We start from the raw sequence: 18,602 nt of genomic DNA, 5'->3' as shown, positions 1-18,602 counted from the left end.
GTGCCGCGACACGTGGGTCGCGGCACCCCGGCGGGGGAGTGGAGCGGGGCGGGCGGCTGACAATTGACAGTTGACGTTATCTGTCATCTGTCATCTGTCAGCTGAAATCTGTCAGCCGTCAGTTGTCCGTCGTCGACTGCCGCCCGGCCCCGGCGTCTCGTCTCGTCGTACGTCAGCGCTCCGTCAGGCGATCGAGAAGTCGTCGCCGAAGACGTTGCCCTGGCCGTACCAGCCGTGCAGGTAGACCGTCGCCGTGCCGGAGGCACCGGTGGTGAACGGGACGGAGAGCTTGGTCCAGCCGGAGGAGCTGGTCCACGCGGAGCCGGTGGCGCCGCCGCTCACGCCGATGTAGGCGTAGCTGCCCTGGACCCAACCGGTCAGGGTGTAGGACTTGTTGGGCGCCAGGGTGACGGTCTGGGTGCACTCACCGGTCTGCGCCGCGCCGGCCGCGGCCTGGAGCGCGTACGAGCCGGAGTGGGCCGGGGTGCTCACCACGGAGCCGCCGGCCTGGCAGGTCCACGGACCCAGGCTGCCGGTCTCCAGGCCGCCGTTGGACAGACCGCCGGGCGGGGTGACCCCGGTGACGGTCAGCGTGTAGGTGGCGGTGTGGCTGCCGGAGGCGGCGGTGCCGGTGACGGTGAGCGGGTAGCTGCCCGGAGTGGTGGTGGCCGCGGTGGTGACGTTCAGCGTCGCGGGCGAACCGGCGGTGACGCTACCGGGGTTGACCGTGGCGGTGACCCCGGCCGGGGCGCCGCTGACGGTCAGGGCGACGTTCTGCGCGGAGCCGGAGACGACACCGGTGTTGACGGTGGCGCTCGCGGAGGAGCCGGCCGTGACCGAACCGGCGGACGGGCTCACCGCGACGGAGAAGTCGTTGCCCGGCTGGGTGCTCGTCACCTTCAGCGTGTAGGTGGCGGTGTGGCTGCCGGAGGCGGCGGTGCCGGTGACGGTGAGCGGGTAGCTGCCCGGAGTGGTGGTGGCCGCGGTGGTCACGGTGAGCGTGGCGGGCGAACCGGCGAGGACGGTACCGGGGTTGACCGCGGCGGTGACGCCGGCGGGCGCGCCGCTGACGCTCAGGTTGATGCTCTGCGCGGTGCCGGAGGGCGAGCCGCCGGGCGGGGTGATCTCATAGGTGTTCACGGTGGCGGTGGTGGACGAACCGGCCACCACGGAGCCCGTGTTGGGGTTCAGGCTCAGCGTGAAGTCGCTGGCGGGCGGGTAGCTGCTGGTGAACGGCGCGAAGATCCTGGTGAAGTCCCAGGTGTTCTGCTCGATCCCGGAGCAGTCGTTGCGCCCGCCGACGCCGGGGCACTTGCCGGTGTCGCGCTGCAGCGCCCAGAACGACAGCGTGCTGATGCCCCTGGACACGGCCCAGTCGTAGACCGTCCTCGCGTTGGCCAGCGTGAAGGTCTCGGCCGGTCCGAAGTCGTCGATGCCGGGCATCTCGATGATGCCGATGGACGCCCAGAGCTGGGAGGGGGTCTTGGTCGGGTACAGCTTGGCCAGCTGGTTGTACAGGCCGGTCGCCGCGGTCACGGTGTCGGCGGCCATGTCGTGCGTGGCGTTGTCGTAGTAGTCGAACGTCATCAGCTTGACGACGTCGATCCGCGCGTTGTTGGCGACGGCGTTCTTCAGCAGCGCGATGCCGTTGGCGGCGGGGCCGCTGGTGGTGGTCGGCAGCGTGTAGGAGAACTGGATCTGCCGGCCGTTGGCGGCGGCCCAGTCCTGCGTCAGCTTGATCGCCTTGTTGCGGCGGTCGATGCCCGCGGCGTTGTCCAGCGAGTCGGCCTCGATGTCGAGGTCGATCCGGCTGATGTCGTACGTGGTGATGAGCTTCTGGTACGCGGCGGCGATCTGGTTGACGTCGGTGCAGCTGTCGGCCAGTTCGGTGCCGGTGGTGTCGGCGGTGTAGCCGCCGAACGACGGGATCACGTCGCCGCCGTTGGCCCTGATGGTGGCGAAGTCGGCGCCGAAGGAGGACTGCGCGATCGGCAGCGAGGTGTCGCCGTTCCAGTACGGGGTGCAGGAGCCCTTGGTGGCCGTCTGCAGGAACGCCATCGTCAGGTACTTGGCACCGGACTGGGCGGACAGTGCGGCGGGGCTCTCGCCCGTCCAGGCCTCGAAGTAGGGGGCGAACACCCGGCTGGGCAGGGGCTTCGCGGCCGTGGTGGCGCTCACCTCGGCGGCGGCCGGGCTCGCCGTCGCCGCGCCGGCCGTCGCCGAACCGGCGATCAGGCCGGCTGAGGCGACGAGTGTGGCACAGGCTGTCAGGGCGGCCTGAACTGTTCTGCGTAGACGCATGGGTTCTCCAACAGGCGTGGTGGGGCAGGACGTTGGTGAAGCGTGCGGAACTGCGCTGCGGACCTTGCGGGGGATGGCGGGACGCGCGGGACCCTCGTAGGGGGAGAGGGCCGTGCGGGCGGTGCGGTGGCGCGGGGGTGTTGCTACCCCGCAGGCACGCGGCACGGACGGACGGCGGTGCGCGGGCGCGCGTACGCCGTGGCGGGGCCTGGGGGCGGAGCAGGGCGGGGCATGGCAGGGCAGTGCCTCAGCCGCCGGTGGTCACACCCCCACAGTGCATCCCGGTCGGATCGACATGCCTATGGTTGGACTAGACCACTCGTCTGTCAAGAGTCCTTACAGTTCGTTGGCGAAGCATGGTCGGCCGAGGTTGGCCGGACGATGGTCAACCACCCGCAAAACCGGTTGTGGCCCGGTGGCTGCTCCGACATGATCGGGGCATGCGAGACCTCGACTGGAAGCTCGACAGAGAGGGCGCCTGCCGCCCGCACGGGTGAGCCCCCGGCTCCCGGGGCCCGGCCCGCCGCCACCGGCGGCCGACGGCCGGACCATGTCCGTTCGCTCCCGCGGCCGTTCGCGCCGTTCGCCCGTTCGTTCATCTGCCGCTCTGCTCCTCTGCCGTCTGTCGTGCTACGGCACTCCCGCCCCTCCGCGTGCCCGTTCTCCCGGGTGCCCGTTCCGCGCGGGAACACCCGTCACCCCGACCCCGCCCGTCCGCCGGGCATCCGTAGGCGCACCGTCGCGCCGTGCGTCCGCCGGTCCGGTGCCGCGTCCGTGCGTCCGTCAACCCTGCGCCTTGTCCGTGCGTCTTCAATTCGACGCGTCCGTACGGATGCCGACCCTTGGAAAGGAGGAAGCCATGGACTTCGTCTCGTCCGACGACAAGGACACCGCCTGGAGCCTGGTCTGATCCGGGGGTGTGTACCGTGGCCGCGCGATGGTCGTTGCGCGCGGCCACGGCGGCCCGGAGCTCAGGACACCGGGCCGATCGAGGTCCCGCCGGGTGTGTCAGGCCGGCGGGCAGAGGGTGGTGCGCAGCGCGTCCAGGATCTTCTCCGCCTTCTCCGTTCCGAAACCCTGCGGGTGGGCGGGATCCGTGAAGCGTTGGTTGACCAGGTCGGCCAACTTGGCGCGGTCCTTGGGGAACTGGTACATCGACTGGCACTGCTCGCGGGCCCGGACGACGGCCCGCTCGGGCTGTCCGCCGACGATCGCCGGGTCGATCGCGTCCAGCGCGGCGATCAGCCGCGCGGAGAGGTCCGCGGCGGGTGCGGCCGGCAGTCCGGCGTCGGTGGGGGGCGCCGGCTTCGGTGCCGCCGGGGGGTCGGCGGGGGCGCCGGCGGCCGGCGTGGAACCGGTGGTCCCGGGGGTGGGCGGGTTCGCGGCCGAGGCCGCGGGCCCGCCCGTCGGCGCGCCGGGGGAGGGGCCGGCCGTGGTGCCGGGGCCGGGCGTGTCGGGGGTGCCCGGCGCCGGGGCGGGGGCGGTCGGCGGTGTCGTCGTCGCGGGTGTCGCGGGCGGCGTGGCGGCGGTCGCCGACGGGGAGCCGGGCGCGTTCGGGTCCGGCGCGTTCGAGTCGGCCGCGGTGCTGCTGCCGGCCGCGGTGGTGCCCGAGCCCGGGCCGGAGCCGGAGCACGAGGCGAGGCTCACCGCGGCCAAGGCCGTGAGGGTGGCGGCGAGAAGGCGAGTGCGCATGGCGCCACCCTGTCATGTTCGCGCCGTTCAAGGGAAGGTCCGCCGGACCCGGAAGCGGCCCCCGGGTCCGGCGTCCCCCGCGGTCAGGAGAGACCGTTGCTCTTCAGCCACTCCTTGGCGACCGCCGACGGGTCCTCCTTGTCCACGGCGACCTTCTTCATCAGCGCCAGCAGCCCCGGCGTGTCCAGCTTCGCTGACACCGCGTTGAGCGCGCCGGTCGCCGTCGTGTCCACCTTGGCCTTGTTGACCAGCGGCGTGACGTTCTGGGCGGCGAACAGGTTCTTGGGGTCGGTGAGCGGGACGAGCTTCAGCTGTGTGATCTTCGGGTCGGTGGAGAAGACGTTGCCGACCTGCACCGAGCCGTCCTTGACCGCGTTGGCGGTGGTCTCGCCGGTCGACTTCCACTCCTTGAACGTCACGCCGTAGACGTCCTTGAGCGGCTGCTCCTGGCGCGACTTGAACTCCGGCGGGCCGCCGATGGTGAGCTCGCCCGCCTTGCCGGCCAGGTCGGCGATCGACGTCAGCTTGTACTTGTCGGCGGTCTCCTGGCTGACGCTCAGGGTGTCCTTGTCCTCGGCGGGCGAGGAGTCCAGGATCGCGAGCGAGGCGGGCAGCGTCTTGGCCAGCTCGGCGTTGACGGCGTTCGTGCCCGGATCCGCCGACTTGCCGCCCAGGTAGGCGAGCAGCGAGCCGTTGTACTCGGGCAGCACCGACAGGCTGCCGCTCTGCAGCTGCCCGTAGAGGACCTCGCGGCTGCCGATGTTGAACTTCTCCTCGACCTTCACGCCCTTGGCCTTGAGTGCCTGCGAGTAGATCGAGCCGAGCAGCACGTTCTCCGGGAAGTTCGCCGAGCCGACCACGACCGTCCCGCCGGCCGGGGCGCCCGCGGACCCGCTGTCCGCGGGCGCCGGGGCCGCCGAGCCGTTGCCGCCCAGCGGGTCGCCGCCCGAGGAGGAGCAGGCCGTCGCGGTCAGGGCGAGCGCGGCGAGGGCGGCCAGGGCGGCGGCGCGGCGGCCGGCCGGCACCCCTCTCAGCGGCGCGGATGCGGATGTCGACATGGTGATAGGTGTCCTTTCGAGGTGGACTTCACGGTCGTCGTGGTCGTCGTGGTCGTCTTGAACGTCACGGTCGGTCGAAGGGGACGGCGGCGGCCCGGCGGCGGGCCTGCGGGCCGGAACGGGTCACGTCGGCTGCCGGGCGGCGGCCAGCTGCTGCGCGCGCAGCCCGGGCGGCAGCGCGTACCGGGCGAGCAGCGCGAAGAACACCTGCGCCCCGACCGCGAGCAGCACCACCAGCAGCGCGCCGCCGACCGTCATCGGGTAGTCCCGGGTGGCCAGCCCGTCGACGACGTACCGGCCGAGCCCGCCGAGTCCGACGTACGCGGCCACCGTCGCCGTCGCGATGACCTGCACGGTCGCGGTCCGGAAGCCCGCCAGCAGGGTCGGCAGCGCGGACGGCACACAGACCTGCCGCAGCACCTGCGGGTGCGTCAGCCCGACGCCGCGCGCCGCGTCCCGCACGTCCGGGTCGGTGCCGCGCACCCCCTCGACGGCGGCCACCAGCAGCGGCGGCGCGGCCAGCGCGACCAGCGGCACCAGGACGGCGGTGTCGCCGACCCCGGCCAGCAGCACGGCCAGCGTCACCAGCCCGAGCGTCGGCAGCGCGCGGGCGGCGCCGGCGAGCGCGGTCACCGCGGTGACGCCGCGACCGGTGTAGCCGATCAGCAGGCCCAGCGGGACGGCCAGCAGCGCGGCGAGGAGCAGCGCCTCGCCGGAGAACAGCAGGTGCTCGGCGATCCGGTTGGCGATCGAGTTCGGCCCGCTGCGGCGGTCCGGGTCGGAGAAGAAGTCCCCCAGCCAGGTGAGCCAGTTCACCGGCCCGCTCCCTTCTCCCGCACGGCCCAGGGCGCCAGCAGCCGGCGGGCGCCGACCAGCAGCAGGTCCACGGCCAGGGCGAGTGCGGCGATCAGTACGATTCCGGCCACGATCGGGGTCGGGAAGGTGCGCTGGAAGCCGTCGACGAACAGGTAGCCGAGCCCGCCGCGCCCGACCAGCGCGCCCACCGAGGCCAGCGAGATGCTGGAGACGGCCGCCACCCGCAGACCGGCCACCAGGTAGGGGACGGCGGCGGGCAGTTCGACGGCGGCCAGCCGGTGCCACGGCCCGTACCCCATCGCGGTCGCGGCCTGCCGCACCGGGTCGGGCACCGCGCGCAGCCCGTCCACCGTGGTGGGCAGCAGCACGGCGAGCGCGTAGAAGGTGAGCGGGATCATCACGGTGGCCTGGGTGGCCAGCCCCGTGTAGGGGATGAGCACCACGAAGACGGCCAGCGAGGGCAGCGCGTAGACGATGTTGAAGACGGCGGCGAGCGGCTGGTAGAGGCGCGGGAAGCGGGCGCAGGCCAGGCCGAGCGGGATCGCCAGCAGCAGGCCGATCAGGACCGGGAGCAGCGCGATGACGGCGTGGTCGGCGAGCAGGTCGCCGAGGTAGCCGAGGTGGTCGCCGATCCAGTACCAGCGGATGATCGGTTCATCGTCCACCGGCGGCTCCGTCCTTCTCCGGTTCGTCCGCCGCGGGGGGACGGGGCACCTCCGCCGGGGCGGTATCGGCCGGGGCCCGGTGGGCGGCCGGGGCCGGGCGGGCCGCGAGCGCCGCCAGTACGGCCTCGCGGTCGGCCGTGCCGGTCACCCGGCCGTCGGCGTCCAGCGCGAGGGCGACCCCGGCGGGGGAGAGCACGGCGGCGTCCAGCGCGGCGCGCAGCGTGTCGGCCTCGGGCCGGAAGCCGGGTGCCGGTTGCAGGGCGGTACCCGCCGCGTCGAGGTCGATCCACCCGATCGGGCGGCGCCCGTCGTCCAGCGCGAGCTCCCACCTGCCGAAGCGCGCCCCACTGCCCGGGACCCCACTGCCCGGGACCCCACTGCCGCCCGGTGCGCCACCGCCCGGGGCCCCGCCGTTCGTCCGGCCCCCGCGCCCGCCCGGTATCGGTCGGACGGCGACGGCGGTGGCGGGCCGCAGCCCTAGTCCGCGCAGGCCCCGGTCGCGGCCGAGGAAGGCGGCGACGTCCGCGTCCGCGGGCGCCGTGAGCAGCGTGTGCGGGTCCGCGAGCTGGGCGATCCGGCCCCGCTCGCGCAGCACCACGACCTGGTCGCCGAGCCGGACGGCCTCCTCGATGTCATGGGTCACGAACAGCACCGTCTTGTGCAGCTCCGACTGCAGGCGCAGCAGCTCCTCCTGGAGCCCGGCCCGCACCACCGGGTCGACGGCGCTGAACGGCTCGTCCATCAGCAGCACCGGCGGATCGGCGGCCAGCGCCCGCGCCACGCCGACGCGCTGCTGCTGCCCGCCGGAGAGCTGGAACGGATAGCGCTTGGCGGTCTCCGGGGCGAGCCCGACCAGGTCGAGCAGTTCGGCCGCCCGGGCGCGCGCCTTCTTCCGGTCCCAGCCGAGCAGGTAGGGGACGGTCGCCACGTTGTCGATCACCCGGCGGTGCGGGAACAGCCCGGCCTGCTGGATGACGTACCCGATGCCGCGCCGCAGCTTGGCCGGATCGAGCGCCGCCACATCGGTGCCGTCCAGCAGGACCCGCCCCGAGGTCGGCTCGATCATGCGGTTGACCATCCGCAGCAGGGTGGTCTTCCCGCATCCGGACGGTCCGACCAGCACGGTCGTCCGGCCGGTGGGGACGTCGAGGTCGAGGCCCTCGACGGCGACCGTGCCGTCGGGGTGGCGCTTGCCCGCGCCGTCGAATCTGATCACGGGGGGTGTGTCCTCGTCTCGGCGGCCCCGGCGGCGGTGCCGATGGTGTCGTCGTCCGGCGGTCTGTCCGACTGCTCGTCTGTTGCTCGGTCGCTGTGTCGCTCGGTCGCTTGTGTCGGTCTGCCGGCTGCCGGTCCTGGTCGGTTGCCTTCTCGGTCGATGTGTCCTCGGTCGCGTGGCTGCCCGCCCTGACGGCGGCGGAAACTCTGATCAGCCTATGACCTGACGACCCCGGTGTCCCTGATTTACCAGCCGCATGTACCAGCCGTGGCCGGATCCGCCGGGCGCCGCCCCGTACGGATCCGACCACCGGCCGGCCTCGCGATCGCGGCCCGCTCAGCCTCCCTGACGGGTCGGCAGCCCGGCCGCCGCCCAGCCGGCGAACCCGCCGTCCAGGTCGGTCGCGCGGTGCAGGCCCAGCTCGCGCAGTGAAGCCGCCGCCAGGCTCGACGCGTACCCCTCCGAGCAGACCAGGATCACCTCCAGGTCGTGGCCGGTGGCCTCCGGGATCCGGTGACTGCCCGTCGGATCCAGCCGCCACTCCAGGACGTTGCGCTCGATGATCAGCGTGCCGGGGATCTCCCCCTCGGACGCGCGCTGCGCCGCCGGGCGGATGTCCACCAGCAGCGCGCCGTCGCGCTGCGCGCGGAACGCCTCCTCGGCGCCGGGGCGGTGGACGCCCGCGCGGGAGCGGGCGAGCAGGTCGTCGATCGTGGTCACCACTGGTCGGGTCCTTCCTCGGAGGTGCGGACCAGGCCGCCGGCCCGCAGTTCGTAGTGCGCCATCGAGCTGAGCGGCGGCGAGTAGGCGTGCAGCGTCACGGCCGGGCCGGACGCGGTGTTGCGGACGTCGTGCACGTATTCGGGGCCGAAGGCGCGGGCGGTGCCGGACGGGATCCGCCGGATCAGCAGCCCCTGCTCGGGGCCGCCCAGCGACAGCTCCTCCAACTCGCCCAGCGCGACGGTGAACGCGCCGCGCGAGCCGCCGTGGTCGTGGAAGCCGGTGGACTGGCCGGGCAGCCAGCTGATCAGCCACACCTCGTGGTCGTCGTCGGCGGCGAGCCGCCGGTACCAGCGCTCCTCGGTGGAGAGCCGTACGTGGTGGATCCACTGCTCGGGCCGTTCGGCCAGCTCGCGGACGACCTTCCGCAGCGCGTTGGGGGTGAGCGGCCCCCGGGTGTCCCCGGCCGGGGACGGGGCGGCGGTGGCGGTAGCGGTGGCGGTGCTGTTGGTGGTGGCGGCGGGCGTGTCGGGGGCGAGGTCCAGACTCATGTGGGTGTCCTCGGAGAAGGGGGGAGGGGGAGGGGGAACGGGGACGCGCGGTGGCGCACGCGCCGGACCGCACCGGTCGGACACCGGAGGGTGGCGCGGTCACGCCGGTCGAAGGCGCGTCAGGAGTACTGCGGGTGCGGGTGCGCGGCGCGGGCCCTGGTGAACGTCACAGGGCGCGGTCGGCGGGGAAGGGGAAACTCAACAACAGGCACAGATGGAACTCGCCTGGCGTCGGAGGTCGACGTGCAGGCGGCAGACCAGAGTGGTGCCGGAGTCCATGAGCCGGATCCTTCCCGACGGACGCCGTGGGAGTCAAGCGCACACCGTCACGGCTGCCCGTTGCGCCCCTGGTCGGGTGCGGTGGCGCCGTGCTCCGCCGCCGGCGCCCGGCCGGGCCCGGGGACGGTCCCGGTCCGCCCCGGGGCCCGGCCGTCGGCCTTGCGGTCGGCCGTCGCCGTCGCCGCTGCCGCAGCAGCCGGGGTCGGGGCCGGGGCCGGCTCTTCGGGTGCCGGGGCGGGCACCGGCGCCGCCAGCGCCGCCGCGACGGCCGGTGCGGCCTGCTCGCCCAGGTACCGGCCGAGCGTCTGGTAGGCGTCGAACTGCCGGTGGTCGAACCACTGGTCGCCGGCACCGTCGTTCGGGAACGCCGCATCGGCCGCCGCGTACGCGTGCAACTCGTACGGCATGCCCGGGGTGAGCACGGCCTGGGCGACGACCAGCGTGCCGTGCCGGTCCGTCCCAGGCAGGCCGTCGGCCTCCCCGAGCTCCAGCGGCCACGGGTACACGATGTCGCCGACCACCACCGCCCGGGCGGAGAGCCGGTCCGCCAGCCGCGCCGCCAGGCCGCGCAACGGCGGCTGGCAGCCCGCGCACGGCGCGCACGCGCAGGGCGTGCAACCGCAGAGGGCGCCCCCGGCGCTGCCCGGCACCAGCAGCTCCGGCTCGCGCAGCGTGATGGCGATGCCCAACTCCTCCCGCGCCAGCGTGATCGCCGCCGCCAGCGCGCCCGCGAAGGCGGAGTCGCCGCTCGCGTCGATGCACACCGCCGTCCGCACGCCGTGGCGCAGCAGCTCGACCAGGCCGAGGTTCTCGTAGTGCCCGCCGTCCGTGGTGAGCAGGAACCGCGCGTCCATCGGGTACCGCCCGCAGGCCTCCCGCAGCTGGTAGGACAGCCGCCGCACGGCCGGCTGCGGCGCGTACCGCCAGTCCCGGTCGGCGGCCCAGAGCGGGGCGAGCGCCGCCGGGTTGGGCAGCCAGGTGCCCAACCGGGCGTTGGTCACCGCGAACAGCCCCTGGTAGGCGCGGGAGCGGCGGCCCATCGCGGAGGAGAACGCCGCACCGGAGACGGCCATCGCGGACTGCACGGTGAGGTCGCGGGCGATGTGCCGCCGGGTGCGCCGCTCCAGCAGGTCGGTGCGCGCGTACCCGACGTCCGGCCCGCCCACGTAGTCGTGGGAGAAGGTGAACGACACCGCCCGCCGGCCGGGTGGGGTGCGCGCGCTGCCGGAGAGGTTCGCCGCCGCCGCGAAGATCACCTGGGGGAAGTCCGGCCGCCGGGCGCCGTAGTGGCTGAGCCGGGTCTGCTCGCGGAAGAAGTGGTACGGCCGGGCCAGCACCTCCCCGGCCGTGCCCTCGGTCCCGCCGTCCTCACCGCCCTCGCCCCACCGGTCCCCGTCCTCGACCACCCGCCGCACGGCGAAGGCCGAGGCCAGCCGGCGCCGGTAGAAGGGGTGCAGGCCCATCCAGGTCTGGTCGAGGTTGAGCCCCACCGTGACCAGGACCAGCGGCAGCAGCACCTGGAGCGCGCCCGGCCAGGTGTGCCCGGTGGCCACCGCCCAGCCGAAGGTGAGCAGCGTGCCCGAGGTGAGCGCGGTCAGCGCCGACCACAGCACCAGGTACTCGGTGATCCGCCCGGTGAGCCCGCCGGGGCGGCGCGGGCCGGCACCGCGCCGCACCCCGCGCAGCACGCCGCCGAGCACCGCCGCGCCCTGCTCGATGGCGCGCCGGCCGTGCCAGAGGATGCCCAGCAGCAGGGCCAGGTAGCTGAGCAGCACGGTCAGGCTGATCCCGGCCCCGGTCTGCCGGGCGCCGACGGCGAGCGCGCGCTGGAGCGCGACCGCGCCCCAGGCCAGGCCGGGGACGGCCAGCACGCCGGCGGCGGTCAACGCGGCCAGCGCGAGCGCGCCGTGCGAGAAGCGGCGCAGGACGCGGGGCAGCAGGGTGTTCCAGCCGAGCCAGGAGAAGGTGAGCAGCCACAGCAGCCACCCGGTGGCGGCGGTCGCCAGCAGCCCGGCGAGGGCGAACAGGGCGGGGGAGCGCGCCGACGGCCCGTCCAGGTCGGCGAGCGGGACGAGGTGGTAGCAGTGGCTCAGCCCCAGGCCCAGCACCAGGACGGTGGCGAGCAGCAGGGAGAGCGCCGCGACCAGGCCGCGCAGCAGGGTGCCGAGCGCCACCAGCCACTCGCCCGCGCCGTCCGCCAGGTACTTGGAGTGGCGCCGCAGGTGGTCCTCCTCGGGCGAGCCCGGTTCGAGCACGGTGTCCGTGCTCAGCCCCGAGCGGGCCCGGACCGGTCCGCCGGGCGCCGAGTCGCTCAGCGCCAGCTGCATCGCGCCGACGGTGTACCCGCCGCCGGAGACGGCGACCAGGTAGCGGGCCTGTTTCAGCCAGGGGCGCAGCGCCTGCAACGCGCCGAGGGTGACGCAGGCCGAGCGGATGCCGCCGCCGGAGACGCAGAAGCCGAGCCGGGCGTGCTCGCGGCCGGGCGGTACCCGGGCGGCGTTGCGCCAGCGCGCGTGCCGGGCGAGCGGCCCGTGGGCCCGGGGCCCGGGCGGCCACCGCCCGCCCCGCGCGGTCGCCACCGGCCACGGCGGGATCAGCGCCGGCCCCGCCCCGGCGTTCCCGGCGTTCCCGGTGTCCCCGGGGTCCCCGGGGTCCGCGGAGTCCTCGCCGGCCTCCTCCGGTGGCCGGGGCAGCAGGGCGCGCACCGCCCGGTGCACGGTGGCGGCGCAGACGACGACCGCCACCGCGCCCGCCGGGGGCAGCAGCAGCCACTTCAGGGTGGCGAACGCGGCCGCCGCCGCGAAGGGCGCGTCCCCGCCGGCCGGCCCGGGGCCGGTGCAGCCGAGCCCGGCGGCCAGCAGGACGTCCTCGGCCAGGTCGCAGCCGCCGGCCAGCACACCGGCCAGGCCGGCGACGAGCGCGGTCAGCCGCCAGTGCGCCCGGGTGAACACGTACGAACCGAGCAGCCCGGCGGCCGCCAGCGTCACCGCGAGGCCGCCGATCAGCCAGAGGTCGGCGTCCAGCGAGGCCCGGAAGGCCGGGGCCCGCCCGGCGAGCACGGCCTCGGCGGCGGCCCGTGAACCGGCCAACTGGAGCCGGACGTCCAGCGTGCCCTGGCCGGCGGGCGTCCGGCGGACGAACAGCAGCCACCCGAGCACCGCCGGCACCGGCACCCCGAGCCCGAGCAGCACCCCGCCCCAGGCGGGCACCCGCGCCGCCCCCCTCGCCCCGTCCGCCCTCGCCCCGTCCGCCGTCACCATCCGTCCACCACCCCCTTCCGGCCGCTTCGCGTCACCGGCTTCCTGCCCCGAAGTGCGCCGTTCCGCTCCTGGATTCACCCGAATGAGTAAGGAGTGCGCCTCCGGGGTAGATGACCGTTTCATCCCATCTATTCATCCCGCCCCCGGGCCCCGCGTGTCCGCGCAGCAGGATCGCCCCGGCCGCGTCGCGTCCGACGTATTGTCAGGCGACCGAGGCCGGGCCTACGGTCGAGACACCCACCCTCTACGCACGTAGACCGCGCATCGGCCGCGCATCGGCCGCGCATCGGCCGCGCACGGGCCGCGCACTCACCGCACGCCGAACGACCGCACGACGCCGAACGACCGCACGAAGACATCCACCGCAGGCAGCACCGCCCGCCGACCCTCGAACCGCGGGCCCGCCCCCGGGACGGGCCGCGGAGTTGCGGAGGTACCCATGTCGCAGATCGTCCGTGCCGCCCTCGTCCAGACCCGCTGGACCGGCGACCAGGAGAGCATGATCGCCCTCCACGAGCGCCACGCCCGCGAGGCCGCCGCCCAGGGCGCGAAGGTCCTCGGCTTCCAGGAGGTCTTCAACGCCCCGTACTTCTGCCAGGTCCAGGAGCCCGAGCACTACCGCTGGGCCGAGCCCGTCCCCGACGGCCCCACCGTGCGCCGGATGGGCGACCTCGCCCGCGAACTCGGCCTCGTCCTCGTCGTCCCCGTCTACGAGGAGGAGCAGCCCGGCGTCTACTACAACACCGCCGCCGTGATCGACGCCGACGGCCGCTACCTCGGCAAGTACCGCAAGCACCACATCCCGCAGGTCAAGGGCTTCTGGGAGAAGTACTACTTCAAGCCCGGCAACCTCGGCTGGCCCGTCTTCGACACCGCGGTCGGCAAGGTCGGCGTCTACATCTGCTACGACCGGCACTTCCCCGAGGGCTGGCGCGCGCTCGGCCTGGCCGGCGCGCAGATCGTCTACAACCCCTCCGCGACCAGCCGCAGCCTCTCCGCCTACCTCTGGCAGCTCGAACAGCCGGCTGCCGCCGTCGCCAACGCCTACTACGTCGCCGCCATCAACCGCGTCGGCACCGAGGAGTACGGCGACAACGACTTCTACGGCACCTCCTACTTCGTCGACCCGCGCGGCCGCTTCGTCGGCGACGTCGCCTCCGACAAGGAGGAGGAACTGGTCGTCCGCGACCTCGACCTCGGGCTGATCGAAGAGGTCCGGCAGCAGTGGGCCTTCTACCGCGACCGCCGCCCCGAGGCCTACGGCCCGCTCACCGAGGCGTGAGGGAGGCCGGACCCGTGACCTCCGCCGCACCCCGCCGCACCGCCGTCCGCGGCGGACTCGTCATCACCGCCACCGAGGAACTGCGCGCCGACGTCCTCATCGAGGGCGAACGGATCGCCGCCCTCGCCGCCACCGGCAGCGGGGCAGCCCTCTCCTGGACCGCCGACACCGTCATCGACGCGGCCGGCCACTACGTCATCCCGGGCGGCGTCGACGTCCACACCCACATGGAACTCCCCTTCGGCGGCACCCACGCCTCCGACACCTTCGAGACCGGCACCCGCGCCGCCGCCTGGGGCGGCACCACCACCATCGTCGACTTCGCCGTCCAGCCCGTCGGCGGCAGCCTGCGCGAGGGCCTGGACGCCTGGCACGCCAAGGCCGAGGGCAACTGCGCCGTCGACTACGCCTTCCACACCATCGTCTCCGACGTCACCGACGCCGTCCTCAAGGAGATGGACGCCCTCGTCGCCTCCGGCGAGTCCACCTCCTTCAAACTCTTCATGGCCTACCCCGGCGTCTTCTACAGCGACGACGGCCGCATCCTGCGCGCCATGCAGCGCGCCGCCGCCAACGGCGGAATGATCATGATGCACGCCGAGAACGGCATCGCCATCGACGTCCTCGTCGAACAGGCCCTCGCCGCCGGCCGCACCGCACCCCGCCACCACGGCGAGGTCCGCCGCGAACTGCTGGAGGCCGAGGCCACCCACCGCGCCATCAGGCTCGCCCAGGTCGCCGGCAGCCCGCTCTACGTCGTCCACGTCTCCGCCGCCTCCGCACTCGCCGAACTGGCCCGCGCCCGCGACGACGGCCACCCCGTCTTCGGCGAGACCTGTCCCCAGTACCTCTTCCTCTCCACCGACAACCTCGCCGAGGAGGGCGACGACGGCTTCGAGGGCGCCAAGTACGTGTGCAGCACCCCGCTGCGCCCCCGCGAGCACCAGGCGGCCCTCTGGCGCGGCCTGCGCACCAACGACCTCCAGGTGGTCTCCACCGACCACTGCCCGTTCTGCTACACCGGCCAGAAGGAACTCGGCCGCGGCGACTTCTCGAAGATCCCCAACGGCCTGCCCGGCGTGGAGAACCGGATGGACCTCCTCCACCAGGCCGTCGTCGACGGACACCTCAGCCGCCGCCGCTGGATCGAACTCGCCTGCACCACCCCGGCCCGGATGTTCGGCCTGCACCCCCGCAAGGGCACCCTCGCGCCCGGTGCCGACGCCGACGTGGTCGTCTACGACCCCACCGCCGTGCAGACCGTCTCCGCCGCCACCCACCACATGAACGTCGACTACTCGGCGTACGAGGGCCGCACCCTCACCGGCCGTGCCCGCACCGTCCTGTCCCGCGGCACCGTCGTCCTCGACCACGGCACCTGGCTCGGCCGGGCCGGCCACGGCACCTTCCTGCGCCGCGACACCTGCCAGTACCTGGGGTGACCCCCACTCCCTCTCACTCTCCCTCCCCTCTCCGTCCCCTCTCCGTCCCCTCCTCCTCCGGAGCCACCATGGACATCGGCCTCGTCCTGCAGACCGACCCGCCCGCCCGCCTGCTCGTCGACCGCATGATCCGTGCCGAACGGGCCGGCTTCAGCCACGGCTGGACCTTCGACTCCTGCGTCCTGTGGCAGGAGCCCTTCGTCATCTACAGCCGCATCCTCGCCGGGACCAGCACCCTCACCGTCGGCCCCATGGTCACCAACCCCTCCACCCGCACCTGGGAGGTCACCGCCTCCCTGTTCGCCACCCTCAACGACATGTACGGCAACCGCACCGTCTGCGGCATCGGCCGCGGCGACTCCGCCATGCGCGTCGCCGGCCGCAAACCCGCCACCCTGGAGCGCCTCTCGCAGGCCATGCACGCCATCAAGGAACTGGCCGAGGGCCGCACCGCCGAGGTCGACGGCACCGAGATGCACCTGCCCTGGGTCGGCGAGGGCGCCACCCTGCCCGTCTGGATGGGCGCCTACGGCCCCAAGGCCCTCGCCCTGACCGGCCGCCAGGCCGACGGCTTCATCCTCCAACTCGCCGACCCCTTCCTCACCGAGTACATGGTCAAGGCCGTCCGCCGCGCCGCCACCGAAGCCGGCCGCGACCCCGACACCCTCACCATCTGCGTCGCCGCCCCCGCCTACGTCACCGCCGACGACGACCCGGCCACCCTCGCCCACGCCCGCGAACAGTGCCGCTGGTTCGGAGGCATGGTCGGCAACCACGTCGCCGACCTCGTCCGCCACTACGGCGAACACTCCGACCTCGTCCCCGAGGCGCTCACCGCCTACATCAAGGACCGCCAGGGCTACGACTACAGCCACCACGGCCGCGCCGGAAACCCCGACACCGCCTTCGTCCCCGACGAGATCGTCGACCGCTTCTGCCTCATCGGCCCCACCGCCACCCACCTGGCCCGCCTCGACCACCTCCGCACCCTCGGCGTCGACCAGTTCGCCATCTACGCCATGCACGACGCCGTCGAACCCACCATCGACGCCTACGGCACCGCCGTCATCCCCGCCCTGCGCACCTCCCGCTGATCCACGGCCTGCCGGCCGCCGCCATGGCGGGCATCAGCGACGCCCACTTCCGGAGCTACCACGTGACGGCCTGCAGCCGGATCGGCGAACCGCAGGACACCTCGGAGGCAGCCCGGGTGGAGTGGCTGTCCGAGGCCGAGGTGATCGGACTCCTGGTCGGCGGCGAGGTCTGTGACGGCCCGTCGCACGCGGCGCTCTCCTACTACCTGGGGCCGTACCGCCTCTCCGGCGAGGACCGTCGGAGGAATCAGACGATCAGCGCGGCCGCCCCGGCGAGCAGCGGTTCGTCGGCCGGGGCGGCGGGGTCGTGCTTGGTGGACAGGACCGCGATCGTGACGGGTCCCCGGCCGGACGGCCAGGCGATGCCGACGTCGTTGGTGGTGCCGTAGCCGCCCGTACCGGTCTTCTCGGCGACGGTCCAGTCCTTCGGCAGGCCGGCGCGCAGGCGGTTGGCGCCGGTCGTGTTGTTCAGCAGCCAGGTGGTGAGCCGTCGGCGGTCGGGCGCGTCGAGGGCGTTCCCGGTGGTGAGGCAGGCGTAGGTGCGGGCGATGGCCTGCGGGGTGGTGGTGTCGGTGATCCGGTCCGGTTCCGCGGAGTTGAGCGCGGGCTCCCAGCGGTCGAGGCGGGTCACCCGGTCGCCGATGGAGCGGCAGAAGCGAGTGACGGCCGAGGGGCCGCCGAGCTCGCGCAGGAGGAGGTCGACGGCGGCGTTGTCGCTGAACACGATGGCCGCCGCGCACAACTCTCCGACAGTCATGCCAGTTTCAAGGTTCCCGTGCAGGCCCGTGACCGGTGCGTAGCCCGCTTCCGTGACGTCGCTTGACGCGTAGCGGATGCGCTTGGCGAGGAACGTGCCGTCGTGGTCGAGGTCCCTCAACACCGCGGCCACGGCGATCGTCTTGAACGTCGAGCACATCGGGAACAGCTCACCCGCGCGGTACGCCACCGTCCTGCCGGTGGCCGAGTTGTGGACGAAGACCCCCAACCGCGCTGAATGGGCCTGCTCCAGCGCCCGCAGACGATCGGCGAGTCCCTCCTCGCCCCCACTTGTGCCCGTGCCCGTGCCCGTGCCTCGTGCAAGAGCTCGCCCACCGGCCGGGACCGCGATCGCCAGGGCAGTCGCGGCAGCCCCGCTCAGAAGTCGTCGCCTGCCGGGTCGCAGCTCCATTGGTGGTGACTCCCGTCGTCTTCGGCTGCTGGGGCCGTCTCTGTTTGCCACGCGCGCTTGGTCTGGCCCGAACCGTAGTGCGCAAGGTGTGGGTAATGGTGCGTTCAGGACACGGCCCGGCGGGACTGGCCTGTTGTTGTGGAGCCGGCGGTCTGTCCGGAACGGGCACATTGCTTGCCGGGCGGGTCGGGCGTCGCGGGTGAGGATCTTGGCGGGGTTGTCATCCTCGGGAGCGCGGTGGCGAGGTGGGCGGACCTGGAGGGCGCGTCGAGTCGGGTGGTGGTGGGGCGCCAGGGGGGGGAGGTCGGCCACTGCGTGTTGGCGCCGAACTGGCGGCAGGCAGGGGAAAGGTAAGCGGTGTGGGGTGAGGCCTCTCGGCATGGTTGGAGGCGCTGGGGACGGTGGTGAGGCGCGGTGCGGGACCCTCGTGGGTGAAGAGCCGTGAGAGCGATGCTCGGGATGCCGAGTGGCCTCGATGACGGCTCGGCCGAGGCGAGTTGTGAAAGGGCGGGCGAGACAGGTCGGTCGGGTGAGGTCGATTGGCCCGCCGCCGGGGTGCTGGAGTTGCCGGCCCCGTGGGGAGGCGACTTCGGCGCCGCGCTGTGAGGCGGCGGTGGCGATCAGGTGCGTATGGCTGCGCCATTGCGGGGTAGTCGGGGCCGGAGGGCGGCGCCGTGCCGGGCGACCACGCGGCCGGGAACCGGTGGGTGGTGGGGTGGCGTCCTCGCAGGTGGTACGGCGTGCACGGGGCCGCCGTACGGTGCTACGGGTGGGAGGACGCGGATGAGCTTCGTCGCATGGATCGTGTTGGGCCTGGTGGCCGGGGCGCTGGCCAAGTTGCTGCTGCCGGGCCGGGATCCGGGTGGTCTGGTGGTGACCACCCTGATCGGTGTCGCCGGGTCGTTCGTCGGGGGCTGGATCTCCTCCAAGTTCCTGCACCGGCCGGTGACGGCCGAGTTCTTCGACCTGGCGACCTGGGCGTCCGCGATCGGCGGGGCGCTCGTGCTGCTGGTCCTGTACCGGATCGTGTTCGGCCACTCCCGGGACTGAGGAGCCGG

General features: G+C 73.7%; 15 protein-coding genes. 4 read left to right on the top strand and 11 right to left on the bottom strand.

Annotation, left to right across the window (positions count from 1 at the left end; translation table 11 throughout):
• Positions 1-183 precede the first annotated feature (183 nt).
• From ACFU74_RS03515 to ACFU74_RS03470, 10 genes are all read right to left on the bottom strand, one after another.
• Positions 184-2,301, bottom strand: a complete 2,118-nt coding sequence (locus ACFU74_RS03515; protein WP_380751073.1) for a glycosyl hydrolase family 18 protein — start codon at positions 2,299-2,301, stop codon at positions 184-186.
• A gap of 1,008 nt (positions 2,302-3,309) precedes the next feature.
• Positions 3,310-3,993 carry a hypothetical protein gene (locus ACFU74_RS03510; protein ID WP_380751070.1) on the bottom strand — a complete coding sequence of 228 codons (684 nt, stop codon included), beginning with the start codon at positions 3,991-3,993 and terminating at the stop codon, positions 3,310-3,312.
• Between the two features lie 83 nt (positions 3,994-4,076).
• Positions 4,077-5,051, bottom strand: a complete 975-nt coding sequence (locus ACFU74_RS03505) for an ABC transporter substrate-binding protein (protein WP_380751067.1) — start codon at positions 5,049-5,051, stop codon at positions 4,077-4,079.
• A gap of 123 nt (positions 5,052-5,174) precedes the next feature.
• Positions 5,175-5,867 (bottom strand): ABC transporter permease, encoded by a 693-nt coding sequence (locus ACFU74_RS03500; protein ID WP_380751064.1) that lies wholly within the window; start codon positions 5,865-5,867, stop codon positions 5,175-5,177.
• Positions 5,864-6,532 carry an ABC transporter permease gene (locus ACFU74_RS03495; RefSeq protein ID WP_380751061.1) on the bottom strand — a complete coding sequence of 223 codons (669 nt, stop codon included), beginning with the start codon at positions 6,530-6,532 and terminating at the stop codon, positions 5,864-5,866. Before ACFU74_RS03495 ends, ACFU74_RS03500 begins: the two co-directional genes overlap by 4 nt.
• Positions 6,522-7,748 (bottom strand): ABC transporter ATP-binding protein, encoded by a 1,227-nt coding sequence (locus ACFU74_RS03490; RefSeq protein WP_380751058.1) that lies wholly within the window; start codon positions 7,746-7,748, stop codon positions 6,522-6,524. Before ACFU74_RS03490 ends, ACFU74_RS03495 begins: the two co-directional genes overlap by 11 nt.
• Before the next feature lie 336 nt (positions 7,749-8,084).
• On the bottom strand, positions 8,085-8,471 hold the full coding sequence (locus ACFU74_RS03485; RefSeq protein ID WP_380751055.1) for a rhodanese-like domain-containing protein: 387 nt from the start codon (positions 8,469-8,471) through the stop codon (positions 8,085-8,087).
• Positions 8,465-9,019 (bottom strand): cysteine dioxygenase, encoded by a 555-nt coding sequence (locus ACFU74_RS03480; protein WP_380751052.1) that lies wholly within the window; start codon positions 9,017-9,019, stop codon positions 8,465-8,467. Before ACFU74_RS03480 ends, ACFU74_RS03485 begins: the two co-directional genes overlap by 7 nt.
• Positions 9,020-9,217: 198 nt before the next feature.
• Positions 9,218-9,298: a putative leader peptide gene (locus tag ACFU74_RS03475; RefSeq protein WP_344330530.1), complete on the bottom strand. Its 81-nt coding sequence runs from the start codon at positions 9,296-9,298 to the stop codon at positions 9,218-9,220.
• Positions 9,299-9,345: 47 nt separating this feature from the next.
• A complete protein-coding gene (locus ACFU74_RS03470) occupies positions 9,346-12,507 on the bottom strand; it encodes a hypothetical protein (protein ID WP_380751049.1) in 3,162 nt (1,053 codons plus the stop codon).
• A gap of 490 nt (positions 12,508-12,997) precedes the next feature.
• Here ACFU74_RS03470 and ACFU74_RS03465 point away from each other — a divergent pair, with 490 nt between their 5' ends.
• The 3 genes from ACFU74_RS03465 to ACFU74_RS03455 all read left to right on the top strand — a co-directional run bounded on the left by ACFU74_RS03465 (position 12,998) and on the right by ACFU74_RS03455 (position 16,376).
• Positions 12,998-13,840 (top strand): nitrilase-related carbon-nitrogen hydrolase, encoded by an 843-nt coding sequence (locus ACFU74_RS03465; protein ID WP_380751046.1) that lies wholly within the window; start codon positions 12,998-13,000, stop codon positions 13,838-13,840.
• Positions 13,841-13,854: 14 nt separating this feature from the next.
• Positions 13,855-15,282 carry a dihydropyrimidinase gene (hydA, locus tag ACFU74_RS03460; RefSeq protein ID WP_380751043.1) on the top strand — a complete coding sequence of 476 codons (1,428 nt, stop codon included), beginning with the start codon at positions 13,855-13,857 and terminating at the stop codon, positions 15,280-15,282.
• A 68-nt stretch (positions 15,283-15,350) separates the two neighbouring features.
• Positions 15,351-16,376, top strand: a complete 1,026-nt coding sequence (locus ACFU74_RS03455) for a TIGR03842 family LLM class F420-dependent oxidoreductase (protein WP_380751040.1) — start codon at positions 15,351-15,353, stop codon at positions 16,374-16,376.
• A 247-nt stretch (positions 16,377-16,623) separates the two neighbouring features.
• Here ACFU74_RS03455 and bla read toward each other — a convergent pair whose 3' ends face one another.
• Complete coding sequence (gene bla / locus ACFU74_RS03450; RefSeq protein ID WP_380751037.1) at positions 16,624-17,544, bottom strand: class A beta-lactamase; 921 nt, start codon at positions 17,542-17,544, stop codon at positions 16,624-16,626.
• A gap of 783 nt (positions 17,545-18,327) precedes the next feature.
• Between bla and ACFU74_RS03445 the strand changes: the two genes are divergently transcribed.
• Entirely contained in the window at positions 18,328-18,594 is a 267-nt protein-coding gene (locus tag ACFU74_RS03445) for a GlsB/YeaQ/YmgE family stress response membrane protein (protein WP_380751034.1), read from the top strand.
• The last annotated feature ends 8 nt before the right edge of the window (positions 18,595-18,602 follow it).

This window comes from Kitasatospora sp. NPDC057500 (assembly GCF_042802195.1).
GTDB lineage: Bacteria > Actinomycetota > Actinomycetes > Streptomycetales > Streptomycetaceae > Kitasatospora.
The sequence above is the reverse complement of the archived record's forward strand: the minus strand, read 5'-3'. Positions and strand labels throughout refer to the sequence as shown.

Bases quoted from the DNA above. Each gene is read 5' to 3' on its own strand.
- ACFU74_RS03515 (WP_380751073.1), bottom strand. From the start codon at position 2,301: ATGCGTCTACGCAGAACAGTTCAGGCCGCCCTGACAGCCTGTGCCACA.
- ACFU74_RS03510 (WP_380751070.1), bottom strand. From the start codon at position 3,993: ATGCGCACTCGCCTTCTCGCCGCCACCCTCACGGCCTTGGCCGCGGTG.
- ACFU74_RS03505 (WP_380751067.1), bottom strand. From the start codon at position 5,051: ATGTCGACATCCGCATCCGCGCCGCTGAGAGGGGTGCCGGCCGGCCGC.
- ACFU74_RS03480 (WP_380751052.1), bottom strand. From the start codon at position 9,019: ATGAGTCTGGACCTCGCCCCCGACACGCCCGCCGCCACCACCAACAGC.
- ACFU74_RS03475 (WP_344330530.1), bottom strand. From the start codon at position 9,298: ATGGACTCCGGCACCACTCTGGTCTGCCGCCTGCACGTCGACCTCCGA.
- ACFU74_RS03465 (WP_380751046.1), top strand. From the start codon at position 12,998: ATGTCGCAGATCGTCCGTGCCGCCCTCGTCCAGACCCGCTGGACCGGC.
- ACFU74_RS03455 (WP_380751040.1), top strand. From the start codon at position 15,351: ATGGACATCGGCCTCGTCCTGCAGACCGACCCGCCCGCCCGCCTGCTC.
- bla (WP_380751037.1), bottom strand. From the start codon at position 17,544: ATGGAGCTGCGACCCGGCAGGCGACGACTTCTGAGCGGGGCTGCCGCG.
- ACFU74_RS03445 (WP_380751034.1), top strand. From the start codon at position 18,328: ATGAGCTTCGTCGCATGGATCGTGTTGGGCCTGGTGGCCGGGGCGCTG.